Below are 14,127 nucleotides of genomic sequence, written 5' to 3' on the forward strand. Positions count from 1 at the left end.
CCTGCCGCAGCTTCGCGACGATCTCTTCAGGCTTGTGCTTCTTCTGCGGCATCGCGGGCATCCTCCAAAGGCTCAAAAAGCCTACTTCAGGGAGGGCCACTTTTCAGGGGGCAGGCCACTGCGGCGACTTGGCGAAGATCCGCTGCCAGACGCCGCGGTGAGCCCAGCGGGTGTAGCGGTTGTAGATCGTCTTGGCGGGGCCGTATTCGGGCGGGACACCGCCTTGCGCGGTGAGCGCCGTTTCCCGAACGGTGTGACCTTAAGTCTAGCTTTAAGGTCACGGCGATGGTTAGGGTGGAGGTTCTGGGCGCGATCGAGCGGCGGCGGCGCTGGCGCTATGAGGACAAGGTCCGGATTGTCGAGGAGAGCTTCGCTGCCGGCGTGACTGTGACGGATGTCGCGCGGCGCAACGGCGTCGCAGCGAGCGTTGTTTTCACATGGCGTCGTCAGGCGAAGTTGGGGCAGTTGGGCGGCAGCTTGGCGCCTCTGCTACTGCCGGTCGAGCTGGCTCCTGTCGTGACCGACGTCATGCCCACGCCGGTTTCCGATGTCGCTGCCGCGGAACCCGCGCGCCGGAGCCGTCGTTCGCCCGTCATCATCGAGATCGCGCTCGGTTCTGGCCGCAGGCTGCGCGTCGATCGCGATGTCGATGCGGATGCGCTGCGGCGGGTGCTCGACGTGTTGGACCGGCGATGATCGTGATCCCCGCGGGGATGCGGGTCTATCTCGCCATGGGCCCGACCGATATGCGCAAGGGCTTTGACGGCCTGGCGGCGCTGGCACAGGGCGCGCTGAAGCAGGATCCGTTCTCCGGTCACCTGTTCGTCTTTCGCGGCCGCCGAGGCGATCTTTTGAAGGTGCTGTATTGGGATGGACACGGCTTTTGCCTGTTCGCCAAGCGGCTGGAGAAGGGCCGCTTCATCTGGCCTGTGACGACGGACGGCGTGGTGCGGCTGACGCCGGCGCAGCTCTCCATGCTGCTGGAGGGGATCGACTGGCGCGCGCCGATCCGAACCGATCGCCCCAGCCTGGCGCTGTGAAGCGAAGGGCTTCGAGCCGATTCAGGACTGTGGTCCGCGGTCAAGATCGACCATGATTCAATGGCTTGGCCGCCGGTCTCGCGATAATCTTAAGACCATCATGGCGAGCGCTTCTGCATACCTTCCCGATGACGTCACGACGCTCCAGGCGCTGCTGATCGCGGCGCGGGCGCAGAGCGCCGCCCATCTGCTCATGATCGAGAAGCTGAAGGCGCAACTGGCGAAGCTGCGCCGGATGCAGTTCGGGCAGTCGTCGGAGAGGCTCGATGCCGCCATCCACCAGTTGGAGCTGGCGCTCGAGGATGTCGAAGAGGGCACGGCGGCGCGGACGGTTCTGGAGCGCTCGGTCATGCCGGCAGCTCCCGACGCCCGGCAGCATCCGGTTCGTCGTCCCTTGCCCGACCACCTGCCGCGCGAGGAGATCGTGCATTGGCCAGCGGGCATCGCCGTGTGTCGTCGAGCTTCTCCGGCCCCCAATCATCGATGATCAGGAGTTCGACCCTGGCGAGGGCCTTGAGCAGGCGGGCGTAACGGCCCTCGTCACGGGCCTGGGCCAGGGTGGCGAAGAGCCTCGGGGCGCGGTGATAGGCGACGGAGACATCGTCGCGGCAGGCTTTGTGTCCGAGGGCGCAGGCGAGCCAACTCTTGCCGACGCCGGCCGGGCCGGTGATCAACAAGCTACCATGCTGGCGGATCCAGTCTCCGCCGGCGAGGCCGACGCCTCGTCGATTAGCGATCACCAGCATGCCGCCAACGGCCAAAAAAAGATGAGCGATCCCGTTGCATGGGTCGCTTGCCCGGCGGCCTGACCACCAAGATCCACGCCCTTGTCGATGCTGAAGGCCGCCCTGTCCGCCTGAAGCTGACCGAAGCCCAGGCTCACGACGGCGCTCAGCCGCCGAATACTGGACATGGCGTGCCGTTTGACACAGCAAAACCCTTACACTTCAATCAGATATCCAGATGGGTGTTCTGTTGCGCGGTTGCAGTCGATGCGCCAAGCCCCGATGATCCAGAGCGCCTCGGCAAGCGAGGAGAACGCGTGCTCGTTGATTCCAGGCTCACCTGCCGGCGAGGAATTATGCGGCGCCCTCTCTGAGTCAGGAGCCCATACATTCAATCCGCTGCCCCGACAGCAGCATCGCATAGAGCGCATCATAGCGTTCGACCATCGTTTCAACAGCGAACATCGTCGAAGCCCGTACGCGATTGTGCTCGCCGACCTCGGCGAGGCGCTGCGGCGCATTCAGAAGGTCGACGATGATGCGAGCCGTGTCTTGCAACTCGGTGGCGAAACTGTCCGACCGACCGACGATCTCCGGCAGCGCGCCGACGTCATAGCCCGCAACGGCAAGCCCCTTTGCCATCGCAAAGGGCGACACCTGGCCAAAACTCTCCTTCCAAACCGGTGCAACGAAGATGGAAAATTTATCATAAAGACTAGGCAGGCTATCGTAAGGGACATAGCCTGTAAAATGAAAATTATCGCGAACGCCAGCAGCTATGGTGCGCTCGATATAACCTTCCAAAAACGACCCGCCACCGACAATAATCGCATGCGTTCGCGGCCTGCGCTTGATTACATCGATGAACAGATCAATAGCGTCTTCGCGAAGCTTGTCGCTTTCGAGGCGGTAGACCATCCCGATGGCATTCTTCGCATCGTCGCCATCATACCGTTTCGAGAAATGCGACAGGTCGATGCCAGGATAGATGATCGATGATAAAGCTGAATCGGCGACAGCTGATCCGAATTCGGTCCGAACATACTCGCTGACGAAGACATAGTGATCTACCCGAGGCACGACCATCGGAGTCACCGGTGTGTTTACGTTCTCGATGACCTTGGCGTCAGGAATCGCATCCAGTGCGTCGAATGCTGCCTTGTACCAAGGATCGTCGGTCAGGCCCCAATAATGAACATGGATGATGTCAGGGGAATAGAGACGATAAACATCGCGTATACTGTCAGCCTTGGGCTGCGTCACGCAATGAACCGTCATGCCGACATGCCCACCGCCGCGCCACAGCGCCGAGGTCAGAACCTCCTGCTGATAGTCATGCGACAGGTGCTGGATGATGTCGATGATCAGCTGGGTCGACCCGCCGACGAAGACATTCGGGATGACATGCAGGATCTTCGGGCGCCGAATGCCCGGCGGTATCGGCCTGAGCGGCGCAACCTCGTACGGAGCAATGAGCCCCGCCTTGTCGGCAGGCACAGTGCGCCGCTTCAGCAGCATCCCCTCGTCGAGGCGAAGGCGGTACCGACCTTCGGATTCGTGCCATTCCGGAACCCGCGACGTTTCGAAAGCCAGATCCAGCGAAGGCCTTGTGACCGCTGCAGGAGCCTCGCCGGGCTGCCCGTGCCGCAGCCGTCGTCCAGCTGCGGTTAGCCGTCGGGCGGCCCTGGCCACGGGGCGCAGGACCGGCCGCGCAAGCTGCAGGACCGGCATCAACCGCGTGACGACCCGCCAGCTCGTGGATGTCTCGATGGTGCGCAGCCGGTTCGCCAAGCTTTCAACGGACTCGACCATACGCGCCAGTTCAGATTGGACAGAAGCAAGCTCCGTCTCGCGGTTGAGCGGTACCTTCCCTGTTTCGCTGCCAGCTTCGGCGTCGGTCTTCGAATGCTCCAGCGCGCGCCCAAGCTCCGATTGCAGAGTCGAAAGCTCCGCTGCACGCGCTACCAGCTTTCTTTCAGCCTCGCGGCGAGCCTCAGCGTCGGCCTTCGAATGCTCCAGCGTGCACGCAAGCTCCAGTTGGAGGGTCGATAGCTCTGCTTCCCGCGCAATCAGTTTACTCTCAGCCTTGCGACGAGCCTGGGCATCGGCTTTCGAGTGCTTCAGCGCAGCCGCAAGCGCCGACTGGACGGACGCATGCTCCGGATCGAGCTCGCCCTGCTTCGTATCGGCCTCTGGGCCAGCCGCCAATGCAGCTTTCAGATGATGTATTTCGTAGCGTCCGAGCAGCTCGCGATTTCGGCCCTTGATCGCCTCCGTCCGCATGGCGACATAGTCGAGCTCGGCATCGAAGAAGATCGGCCGAGGCGGTGCCGCGATGGGCTTCGTCCCGCAGACCGCCATGAAGACGGCAGGCTCCGGCCGCTCGTCGCCACTGAGCGCATGATAGCTGAAGGTTGTTTGCGCATCCGCACCGTCCGGCAGGAAGGTGACTGCCGGTGCGATCACCTGCCCAAGGAATCGAACTTCCGGGAAGATGGACGTCAGCGTCGCACGGAACTCCACTTCGGACATCTCATGCAGATGGAAGGGGTTCTCACCATAATTGGCCGTGGCGGCAGGATTTGGCGTGGAAATCAGCAGCAGCCCGTCCTCGGCCAAGAGCCGCTTCAAACTGGCCAGCAGGCGTAGCTGGTCGGCACGCTTAAGATGCTCGACGAGCTCGAAGCATGTGATCAGATCGAAGCTTGCGGGTGCGAGCCCTTCCGCCAGGTCGTCGCGGCGCTCGAAGACCAGATTCGGGGCCTCGTGGTGCTCGCGCGCATAAGCGAGCGCTTCTTCGCTGATATCGACGGCCGTGACATGCGCGGCCTCCTTGGCCAGATCCGCGGCCCCGTAACCGCTGCCGCAGCCAAAATCCAGGACGCGCTTGCCCGCAGCGAGAGAGCTAGCGAAAGCATAGCGTGGACGGTGCTCGTAAGCGGCGATCTCGGACCAGGTGCCCGGGACATAGCGCTCCTGCATGAAGGCAGCGAAATCGCTTCCGCTGGCTATGGCGAGGAGGCCCTCCTGCGAGACGATCGAAGCGTTCAGTTCCGACGTCTCGTCGTCGAACGGGGCTACGGCCTCGGGCGGGTGCGACGGGTGCTGCCCCGTGATCTCGACCTTCGCGAACCGCAGCCGTCGAAACAGGGTCGCGAAGGTTTCGCCGGAGTAGAACGTCAGATGGGACGGGGGATGACGATACTTCCAGCCCCCCGGGTCCTTCAGTGCTTCGGCGGAGCGCGCATTCGGCGTCGTGACGGCGACCACGGTCTCGGGGCCGATCGCCCCTTTCGCCATCAGCTCGTAGAAGAGGCCATAAGGGTCGGCCAGATGCTCGATCACGTCGAGCAGCAGTATGAGATCGAAGCGATGCGGAGGGATCTCCTCCAAGGTCTCCGTGAAATAGATTCCGGGGTGCCGGGCCGTGGCGGTGTCGCGCGCGTGCTTGGAGGGCTCGACGCCCAAGCACCCCCAGCCACGCGATCTGGCCAGTCCGAGATGCGTGCCATAGGCACAGCCGATATCGAGTATCGACGGCGAAGCTCGCCCGGAGTCGATTCGTTCGATCAGAGCCGCCAGCCAGGGCGGCGAGCTGTCGGTCTGCGCATCATAAGACGCATAGCCGCCGTGCTCCCCCCCCTCGAACCAGTCCTCGCGGTCATAGAGCTCCTTGAGCTGCTCCGGTGTCGGCGTAGGATCGACGAAGTCGGTGGCACAGGAGGCGCAACGCCAAACGTCATAGTCGCTCGCCCTGCACAGCCAGCTGGACGCGTGCGACCCACAGACCGGGCAGGCTGGCCCGTTACGAGCCGCTTCGGGGCTAGGCTGAACGATCGACATGGAGGTTCCTTCTCGACTAGATTCGGTATCGTCGAGCGATCCCAATAGATTCATTGGACCGAACTTCGGCGCGCCGGATGCTCTCAAATAGACCGCTACCCTCGCGGCTCCCAGACAATAGGGTGAATTATTCTTCCCCAAGTAGGGTATGCCACTCGGACAGAGAAACATACATTAAGCTCTGTCATTGCATAGAGAAAAGATAAATCAGCGCTATATGCAGCTATAGCAGCAACGTATTCTCCGGGGCCAAGTACTGTAGATTTTAAAGTCACCACCCCTTTAGTCGTTTCGTTCGCACTGACGGGCATCCACACAACAGATGATTCTTTGTTTGTTTGTCCGATTATCCAATCCCCGTCTCGACGGTACACGCTAAGACCAAAGACAACGCCATCGACATCTTCAGTCACCCTCAGCGCGAATTCAAAAGCAATGTCGTCGCCAGGGAAAAATTCTGCGCCTCCGACGACCCTCAATCTGAACGAAGTGAACTCGCCATGCTCGGTGATCTGCTGCGGCACCGACGAGCCAGCGTGCGCGAGCGACCCTCTCGCCACCGCCTCCTCGTCCGGCCCGTCGCCGCCGAGCATGAAGGCGTGGAAATCCTGGGTGATCTGCACCGGATTGCCGATCGCCTTCACCCGGCCGTCGTTCAGCCAGATCGCGCGGTCGCAGATCATCTGCAATGTGCTCAGATCATGGGAGACGAACAGGATACTGACGTTCTTCGCGCGCAACTCGTTGATGCGTCGCATGCACTTGTTGCGAAAGGCGACGTCGCCGACGCTCAGGGCCTCGTCGACGATCAGAAGATCGGGGTCGACGCAGGTCGCGATAGAGAAGGCCAGGCGGACATACATGCCACTGGAGTAACTCTTGACCGGCTGGTCGATGAACTCGCCCAATTCGGCGAACGCAAGGATGGCAGGCATGCGATCGCGGGTTTCGGCGTCATCCAGACCAAGGATTGCCGTGAGCAAGCGGACATTCTCCCGGCCCGTCAGCTCGGGATTGATCCCGGAACCCAGTTCCAGCAACGCCGCCACACGTCCGTTGATCGCGACCTCGCCCGCGGTCTCCTGCAGCGTTCCAGTCAAAATCTGCAGCAGCGTCGATTTTCCGGCGCCGTTGCGTCCGACGATGCCGACCGTTTCGCCCTTGGCGATCGAGAAGGAGATATCCTCCAGCGCCGAGTAGTCGCGGTAATAGCGCTTGAAGCCCCCGAACAGGATCTGCTTCAGCCGGTCTCCGGGCCGATCGAAAATCCGGTAGACTTTCGAAAGGCCGCGAACCTCGAGCAGGGGCGGATCGACGACCGGGTTATCAAACGACATCGGCGAAGCCACGGCGCGTGCCGGAAAACCAGAGATAGCCGAGCCAGATCGACATCATTCCCAAGGCCCACAGACCCGCGACCGACGCCATGGTCGGCCACTGATCATTGAGGACGATGGCCCGCACCTGCTCGATAACGGGCACGAGAGGGTTCAGCGCGAATATCCAGGCGAATTGAGGCGGCAAGGCAGACGCAGGATAAAAGACCGGACTGAGAAACATCATCAGCGACAGAAGTGGGCCCACAGCGTAGCGGAGGTCTCGGATGTAGACGCCTGTGGCAGCCAGAAACCAGATCAGGCCGCAAAGCAGCAGGACGAACGGCACCAGAACCAGAGGCAGCGCAACAATCGATACGGAAACCGCGCCCGTCAGTACGAGCTTGAACAGCAGCAGGATCGCAAGGGAAATCAATGCGTTTACCACCGCCACGCAAAGCGCGCTGACACCCAGCAATTCCACCGGGAACACGACCTTCTTCAGGTAGGACGGGTTCTCGAGCAAGAGCATAGGCGCGCGCCCGACGGCCTCGCTGAACAGCCCGTAGACGATCAGGCCAGCGAAAAGCACGAGGGAAAAGTCGCCTACATTGCCGCTATTGCCGCCCCAACGGCTTGGAATCACGGACGTAAAAACGAATGTGAAGACCAGCAGCTGGCCCAGAGGCACCAGCACGGACCATAGAACCCCCAGGAGCGAGCCACGGTAACGGCTCTGCAGCTCCTGCGCAACAAGACGACGCAAGAGGTGCTTGTTCTTCCAGATCACGAAAAAGGGCGTCAGCGGCGTTACCCGCAACGAAACAAGCGCTTTCAGCCTCATTGTCTGTCTTGCAATCAAAATCTCGAACCTGGCTGCGATGAACGCACAAGGAGAGTCTCCAACGCAAACCCACCTCGACCCTGACACAGCTCGGGAACGCGGTTTCGAAGTGTACGGCTCGTTTACGGACTAGGCGCGCACACTGTCAATCGGAGCAGCGTCCGCCGCACCAACCCGACAATCATGGCCTCGAAATGGCGGCTGCTTCGGCCATCCAGTGTGCTAGTCAGGCGACGAACCGACGACGTCCCTGACGAGTTGAGAAAGGCGCAAATGGGAACGAAGGAACCACGGTTGCAGGCCGTCACCCGGTTGGGGCTGCGATCACATGCATTCGCGCGCCACGTCTATCAGAAGATTGCGGCTGTAACGATTGGAGCCCTCTTCGTATCCGGTCCCGGCAAACGCTTGCGGGCGTCCGTCGCCAGACGCCACCCTCCCTTCGCGACGCCGGATGTGGAGGTCGCCATCGTCGCGCATGTCTACTATCTCGACTTGTTCGACGAAATTCTCGAATGTCGTTCGATGCTTCCGGGCACCGTCCCATTGCATGTGACCGTTCCTTCCGACCGACTGGAGGAAGCAGAGCGCCTGCTCGGCAATGTCCCCGGGCTGACCATCCACCCGTGCGAGAATCGGGGCCGCGACATCGCGCCCTTCGTCATGTTGCTGCAAAGCGGCATCCTGGACGGTTTCGATGCCGTTTTAAAGCTGCATACCAAACGCAGCCCCCATCTCCTTGACGGCGAAGTCAGGCGCAAATTGTTGTTCGCCATGCTTTGCGGAGAGCGAAATGCCGCGATCCGAACAGTTGCGATGTTCGAGGATCCGACCACGGGGATCGTCGGCTGGGAAGCGTGTTACCGTACCGCGCCGCCGTACTGGATGGCGAATGAGGCGCGGGTGCGGGAGGTTTCAGCCCGAATGAACGCAGCCGCGTCGGTTCGCCTCGGCTTCTTCGAGGGCTCGATGTTCTGGTTCAGGCCGTCGGCATTGGCGGCAGTGAACGATCTAGCCCTATCGATGGATGATTTCGAATCCGAGAACGGACAGGTCGACGGCACCCTTCATCACACCCTCGAGCGCTGCTTTACGATCGCGGCATGGGCGCGCGGTTTTGTTGTTCGCGATCTGCAGGGGCGCAGGTTGCCATAACACGAACAGGGCAGCATTCTTACGTCGATCGCGAGCGCGGCAGCTCAGGCCTCACCTCGGAATTGAGCATGCCGGCTGCGCCATTGAGAAGCTGGCCGTGCGGTTGCGCGATCTGATTGGGGTGGACGTCGAACTGCTGAGGCAGTTCGGCCAGCGTCTTCTCGCCCCTGAGGGGGGCCACTCCCCCGTTCGCTTTAAAGGTCGGCGACCTGCCGCGGTCGTGCGGTCACCATCTCCTGTCGCGACCCCGCATGCCGCCCCAGGCAGAAACTCCACTTGAAAGTGTGGATGCAATACGGTGCCACTGTCCGCTCGCCAGACGTCCATTTTCGCGGCGCGACAAGGAGGCAATCGCTAGAAGGTTCGGTCAACGCTTCGGTCTGCTGTTGACAAGCCGGTCATAAATCGCCTCGACCTCGCTCGCCATCGACCGCGTCGTGCGTTCATAAGAGGTGTTGGCGCTGGCTGCCCGAACCGCCGCGGGATCAGCCGCGAGCTTGCCCATGACCCTCGTCAAATCCGCCAGATCACCGCGACGAAAACTCCAGCCATCGCGGCCTTCCTCAATGAACTCGGTCAAGCCCTGCACGTCCGACACAAGGACCGGAGTGTGGGTCGCCAACGCGTTCAACAACACAAGTGGGCTGTTCTCGTACCAGGTGGACGGGATCGCAAGGACATCCATTTCCGCCAGAACGTCGGCCATCCGCTCGGGCTTGAACGTCCCACGGAACTCCGTCTCAGGTCCGGCGGCTTCCAGTAGCGAGCCCATATACTCCTTGTCCTGATCCTCAGGCCCATAGATGATCAGGCGCACGCTTCCCGGCGGCATCGCCCGTGCCGCTCGCACGATGAGTGACGTGCCTTTATGGGCTGCGATCTGGCCGATAAATCCGAACGTAAGCGGGGCATGAGGTGCGCGTGCCGGCTTGGGTGTTCGATCGATATCGATGCCGAACCGACTCAGGCTTAGACGCGGCTCGCTGAAACCATTGCGAACATATGCGTCACGCAAGAACTGGGTGGGAGCGATCATGGCATCATAACACTCATAGGTGCGTGCCAGTACTTCAGGACGTTCCACGATGTCCGGAACAATAGCGTCGGCTCCCGCGATGCGGGGCCAGCCGAATGCCTCCGCCGCGCGCAAGGCCAAGCCTCCCAGACGCCACCCGTGCGGAATACCGGCGAGCCTTCTCGCGCGCGGTTCTCCGCCCGACGCTGCAGCTCTCAGATGACAGGCGATACAATTTGAGCGCCAGCGATCGGGCCCCGCGCAAAGCGAGCCATCCGAAGCTTCGAGTTTGTTATTGTAGCAAAACCCAAAGAAGTCCGTGAGTGTTGCGACCAAGGGTAGCCCGAGATCCTTCGCCACTTCAAGCAGGACTGCGGTGTGGTTGATGAGGTGCGTGACATGCACGACGTCGGGCGACAGTTCGCGTAGCACCGCAGTCAAATGCGGCCGCATGGCTTCGTGAACGTACGTCTCGCGCACGCGCGTATGCGGTTCGTAGTTCTTGTCTATCGTGATGACCGGCACGCCGTCATAGCTGGAGTGCGTGACGATAGCTTCGCGACGTGGCTCGCCTTGGAAAACGCCCGCGACGACGGTAACCTCATGACCAAACGACTGAAGATGCTTAGCGAGCCCCAGCGTGTACGTTTCCGTGCCGTAGAAGTGCTCGGGAAAGAAACAATGGACGAAGAGAGCGACTTTCACCGGGCAACAGCGTCATTCAATGATGACATCACGGTATTCCCATTGCTGAGATCGGCGATTGCCCTGCGGATACCTTCTTCGAAACTCAGACGAGCGGACCACCCCAGCCAATGGCGTATGCGGGATACCTCGAGCACGTTGACGGGGACATCGTAGGCGCGCCCGGAGATGCGTTCGATGTCGAGTTTCCGGCTTAGGCAACGGGCGAGCACATCCAGGATCTCGTTGAGGCTGACGCCCACCCCGGTCCCGATGTTGAATACGTGCGGAGCCTCGGGCGGCAAGTCCAACGTTGCCAGCGCCACCAACGCATCGGCAGCATCCGCGACATGGATGTAATCGCGAACAACCGTTCCGTCGCCGAAAATGCGAATCTGCTCGTTGGCAACGCTTCGGTGGAGGAAAAGCGTTGCCGCACCCTGATTGCCCGCGAGATTCTGGCCGACCCCGAAAGGGTTTGAAAGTCGGGCGATGCGGGCGTCGATATTGTGCTGGCCTCTGTAGACCGACAAGTAGCGTTCGGCGGTCGCCTTGCCGACGCCATAGATCGAGATCGGCTCGACAGGCTGGTCTTCGCCGGCAGGAATCTGGCGCAGGAGGCCATAAACCGTTCCGCCGGAAGAAGCGAAGACGATGCGCCCGCCACCCCGGGCGCGCATGGCTTCCAGCAGGGCAAGGGTCGGGCGAACGTTGCCGTCGAGATCCCCGACGGGGTCGCGATCTGCGCTGCTGGGAACTGTCGACCAAGCGTAGTGGTGCACCACGTCGACACCATCCAGCAGCCGCTGCCAGTCCGCATCGCGGATGTCGCCAAAAACCGCGGTCATGCCTTGGGCCAGCATGGCATCAATTGCAGGGGTCCGGCTCCGGGCGGCAAGGCGCACTTTTTCGCCGCGCATGGCGAGCAGCGCAGCCACATGCCGGGCCACGAAACCGCCTCCGCCAAGAATCAAATGACTAGCCATTCCAACGAACCGATCCCGCTCTCGAACGGCGCTTGTTATTACCTGCGGGTCGGGGGCGCAACCTCACGGTAAATCGCCTGTAGGGCATCGATATATGACTCCATTCGCATGGGCCGTCTTGGATGACTAGCTAGATGTTCGCGCAAACTAGTGTCTTGAGCCAGTCGATATAGAGATTTAGCCAGAGCATCGGCATCGTCAGGGGGCACGATCAAGCCATTCTCCCCGTGTACAACCTCGCAGGTGAGGCCGGGTTGATCGGTCACGACGACGGGCTTGCGCGCAAGCAGCGACGAAAGCAGGACCAGCGGACGGTTTTCCATCCAGAGCGAAGGCACCACGACCACATCGAGACCTGCCAGAACGCGCCCGAACCGGTTCTCTGCGAATGCCCCTTCGAATGTGACGGGTACGGTGGATGCGCGAGCCAGCTTGTCGAGGCTTTCCGCATAAGCGGGATCGGTCGCGCGATCACCATAGATCTGTATCCTGGCCTTGGTGTCGGCAGGCAGGCGGCTCGCGGCTTCAAGAAGGAAATGCGCACCCTTGTGCGAGCGCAACGTGCCGATGAAGCCGATCGTGAACGGGCGCGCGGGATCTTCGGAGTGGAACGCTTCGGGGGCGTCGATGCCGAACGGCAGCAGGCGTACGCTGTCGGGGTGGAACCCGGCTAGGAGCATTTCGTCGCGAACCGCCGCCGTAGGAGCGAGGGACAGCCCGATCCGTTGCGCGTGGCGGCGCAGGTGGTCCTGGCGGCGCGAGAGCTCCGCGGCCCGCCTTGCCAAGGGCAGGAACGACGAAGCCGCCCGTGCAACCAGCAACGGGAATGCGTAGAGCCATGACGGGACCGACGCGCAAACGCGCGCGGCAAGCGTTCCCTGCCTGGAACCGAGCACAAGGCGATGCCGAAGGCATCGTGCCCCGAGCAGCCCCGGGCCATCGCAGCGCGTGCCTTCCGTCGCTTGCAACCGCTCGAGCGGGCAGCGCCACCAGAAATCGGTTGCGGTGAACACCATCGGCAAGCGCAACGCGTCAACCATGTCGATGACGCCGATACCCACATGGCTGAAGTGAAAAACATGGACCAGATCGGGCGATACGCGCTCCAGGGCTTCACGCAGGAGCCCGTCTGCCGTGGGATTGCGGATGCTGACGAAGGGATCGTGGATGGCGACGCCGTGCAGGCGCAACACGGGCACGCCATCGATGCTGTCTTGTGTGATTGTCGGAGATGCGTTCGACGTCGGCTCCGCCGTCACAATCACCACGTCGATCTCACGAGCGCGCAAGGCCAGAGCGATCTTCAGTGTCAACTGCTCGGTTCCTGCAGCATGACGTGGCAGGAATTGATGGATGATCAGCGCTATACGCAGACCCAACGCCTTATGTCCTCCGCCGTCTCACCGGTCTTCGTCTGCCTCAGTCGCGCGCCGGATTCCGCAAGGCAGTCTGGATTGCAGGTCTCAAGATTGAAGCTTGCGGCCTCCGAAGCGTCTTGTCGCTTGAGGCGTCCGATCAAGCCGCCTCGCGAAACGCGCCTGCCAGTGACTTGAGACCAGGCAAGTTGCGGTTGCCGGTATTTGCCGTCCAAATGGTGCTTACTTGACAGCGTTCGCGGAACGGCCGGAAGCTCTAACCGATCGGGACATATTCGTCGGCGATTCCAAGTAGATAGCGCCCATAATCACCTTTCTTGAGCACTTCCCCAAGCTTGACCAACTCCTCGACAGAGATCCAGCCTTGCCGATAGGCAATCTCCTCCGGGCATGCGATACGCAGCCCCTGCCGAGATTCGAGTGTGCGCACGAATTCTGCGGCTTCCAACAAGCTGTCGGGTGTGCCGGTATCGAGCCAGGCGAAGCCGCGGCCCATCGTTTCGACGGAGAGTTCACCGCGTTCGAGATAGACACGGTTGACGTCGGTGATCTCGAGTTCCCCGCGGGGCGAAGGCTTGAGATCTGCGGCGATATCGACGACCTGCGCGTCATAGAAGTAGAGGCCCGTGACGGCCCAGTTTGATTTGGGAGCCTTCGGCTTTTCCTCGATCGAGACCGCCTTGCCGTTCGCGTCGAAATCGACCACGCCGTAGCGCTCCGGATCACGCACATGATAGGCGAAGACGCTCGCACCCTTGGCGCGAGCGGCAGCCGATGCCATCATCTCCGGCAGCGAGTGTCCATAGAACAGGTTGTCGCCAAGGATCAGGACGGAGGGTCCGCCTGCAACGAAATCGGCACCGATAAGATAGGCTTGCGCAAGCCCACCTGGGCTGGGCTGCTCGGCATAGCTCAGGGTCATGCCCCAATCCGATCCATCGCCGAGCAGGCGCTTAAAGTTTGGCAGATCGGATGGCGTCGAGATGATCAGAACCTCGCGGATGCCCGCGAGCATCAGCGTCGAGAGCGGATAGTAGATCATCGGCTTGTCGTAGACAGGCAGGAGCTGCTTCGACATCGCCAGTGTCATCGGATGGAGCCGCGTGCCGGAGCCTCCGGCCAGGATGATTCCCTTCATCGTCG

At 61.5% G+C, this 14,127-nt stretch carries 12 protein-coding genes and 2 pseudogenes; 5 read left to right on the plus strand and 9 right to left on the minus strand.

Translation table 11 applies throughout. From position 1 onward, the window contains the following. Nucleotides 1-294: 294 nt before the first annotated feature. From ASE63_RS19215 to ASE63_RS19225, 3 genes are all read left to right on the plus strand, one after another. A complete protein-coding gene (locus tag ASE63_RS19215; protein ID WP_200962594.1) occupies nucleotides 295-696 on the plus strand; it encodes a transposase in 402 nt (133 codons plus the stop codon). Next, the gene (gene tnpB / locus ASE63_RS19220) at nucleotides 693-1,040 is read left to right on the plus strand and encodes an IS66 family insertion sequence element accessory protein TnpB (protein ID WP_056805038.1); all 348 of its coding nucleotides are present in this window, start codon (nucleotides 693-695) and stop codon (nucleotides 1,038-1,040) included. Before ASE63_RS19215 ends, tnpB begins: the two co-directional genes overlap by 4 nt. Nucleotides 1,041-1,233: 193 nt before the next feature. Further along, a complete protein-coding gene (locus ASE63_RS19225) occupies nucleotides 1,234-1,527 on the plus strand; it encodes a transposase (RefSeq protein ID WP_280137451.1) in 294 nt (97 codons plus the stop codon). Here ASE63_RS19225 and ASE63_RS26895 read toward each other — a convergent pair. Next, nucleotides 1,484-1,753 (minus strand): annotated as a pseudogene (locus ASE63_RS26895) (ATP-binding protein); the annotation flags it as partial. The gene ASE63_RS19225 and the pseudogene ASE63_RS26895 sit on opposite strands and share 44 nt — an antisense overlap. A gap of 3 nt (nucleotides 1,754-1,756) precedes the next feature. Between ASE63_RS26895 and ASE63_RS28530 the strand changes: the two are divergent. After that, nucleotides 1,757-1,908: pseudogene (locus tag ASE63_RS28530) on the plus strand (IS5/IS1182 family transposase); the annotation flags it as partial. A gap of 232 nt (nucleotides 1,909-2,140) precedes the next feature. Here the strand turns inward: ASE63_RS28530 and ASE63_RS19230 are convergent. From ASE63_RS19230 to ASE63_RS19240, 3 genes are all read right to left on the minus strand, one after another. Continuing rightward, a complete protein-coding gene (locus ASE63_RS19230) occupies nucleotides 2,141-5,608 on the minus strand; it encodes a methyltransferase domain-containing protein (protein ID WP_162261807.1) in 3,468 nt (1,155 codons plus the stop codon). Nucleotides 5,609-5,703: 95 nt separating this feature from the next. Continuing rightward, complete coding sequence (locus ASE63_RS19235; RefSeq protein ID WP_200962595.1) at nucleotides 5,704-6,957, minus strand: ABC transporter ATP-binding protein; 1,254 nt, start codon at nucleotides 6,955-6,957, stop codon at nucleotides 5,704-5,706. Then, complete coding sequence (locus tag ASE63_RS19240; protein WP_056805045.1) at nucleotides 6,935-7,768, minus strand: ABC transporter permease; 834 nt, start codon at nucleotides 7,766-7,768, stop codon at nucleotides 6,935-6,937. The genes ASE63_RS19235 and ASE63_RS19240 overlap by 23 nt, the downstream gene beginning before the upstream one ends. 294 nt (nucleotides 7,769-8,062) lie before the next feature. Here ASE63_RS19240 and ASE63_RS19245 point away from each other — a divergent pair, with 294 nt between their 5' ends. Further along, nucleotides 8,063-8,923 (plus strand): rhamnan synthesis F family protein, encoded by an 861-nt coding sequence (locus ASE63_RS19245; RefSeq protein ID WP_162261808.1) that lies wholly within the window; start codon nucleotides 8,063-8,065, stop codon nucleotides 8,921-8,923. A gap of 19 nt (nucleotides 8,924-8,942) precedes the next feature. Here ASE63_RS19245 and ASE63_RS27465 read toward each other — a convergent pair whose 3' ends face one another. From ASE63_RS27465 to rfbA, 5 genes are all read right to left on the minus strand, one after another. Continuing rightward, nucleotides 8,943-9,104, minus strand: coding sequence for a hypothetical protein (locus tag ASE63_RS27465; RefSeq protein ID WP_156410477.1), 162 nt, complete (start codon nucleotides 9,102-9,104; stop codon nucleotides 8,943-8,945). 186 nt (nucleotides 9,105-9,290) lie between these two features. Next, nucleotides 9,291-10,643: a glycosyltransferase family 4 protein gene (locus ASE63_RS19250; protein ID WP_056805051.1), complete on the minus strand. Its 1,353-nt coding sequence runs from the start codon at nucleotides 10,641-10,643 to the stop codon at nucleotides 9,291-9,293. Then, nucleotides 10,640-11,608, minus strand: coding sequence for an NAD-dependent epimerase/dehydratase family protein (locus tag ASE63_RS19255; RefSeq protein ID WP_082610124.1), 969 nt, complete (start codon nucleotides 11,606-11,608; stop codon nucleotides 10,640-10,642). The genes ASE63_RS19250 and ASE63_RS19255 overlap by 4 nt, the downstream gene beginning before the upstream one ends. A gap of 38 nt (nucleotides 11,609-11,646) precedes the next feature. Then, nucleotides 11,647-12,921 (minus strand): glycosyltransferase, encoded by a 1,275-nt coding sequence (locus ASE63_RS19260; RefSeq protein ID WP_056805057.1) that lies wholly within the window; start codon nucleotides 12,919-12,921, stop codon nucleotides 11,647-11,649. 319 nt (nucleotides 12,922-13,240) lie between these two features. Then, a complete protein-coding gene (rfbA, locus tag ASE63_RS19265) occupies nucleotides 13,241-14,122 on the minus strand; it encodes a glucose-1-phosphate thymidylyltransferase RfbA (RefSeq protein ID WP_056805059.1) in 882 nt (293 codons plus the stop codon). Between the last annotated feature and the right edge of the window lie 5 nt (nucleotides 14,123-14,127).

Source organism: Allobosea sp. Root381, from assembly GCF_001429395.1.
Lineage (GTDB): Bacteria > Pseudomonadota > Alphaproteobacteria > Rhizobiales > Beijerinckiaceae > Allobosea.

Coding starts and splice junctions, on each gene's coding strand:
- tnpB (WP_056805038.1), top strand. CDS start 693: ATGATCGTGATCCCCGCGGGGATGCGGGTCTATCTCGCCATGGGCCCG.
- ASE63_RS19225 (WP_280137451.1), top strand. CDS start 1,234: ATGATCGAGAAGCTGAAGGCGCAACTGGCGAAGCTGCGCCGGATGCAG.
- ASE63_RS19230 (WP_162261807.1), bottom strand. CDS start 5,608: ATGTCGATCGTTCAGCCTAGCCCCGAAGCGGCTCGTAACGGGCCAGCC.
- ASE63_RS19240 (WP_056805045.1), bottom strand. CDS start 7,768: ATGAGGCTGAAAGCGCTTGTTTCGTTGCGGGTAACGCCGCTGACGCCC.
- ASE63_RS19255 (WP_082610124.1), bottom strand. CDS start 11,608: ATGGCTAGTCATTTGATTCTTGGCGGAGGCGGTTTCGTGGCCCGGCAT.
- rfbA (WP_056805059.1), bottom strand. CDS start 14,122: ATGAAGGGAATCATCCTGGCCGGAGGCTCCGGCACGCGGCTCCATCCG.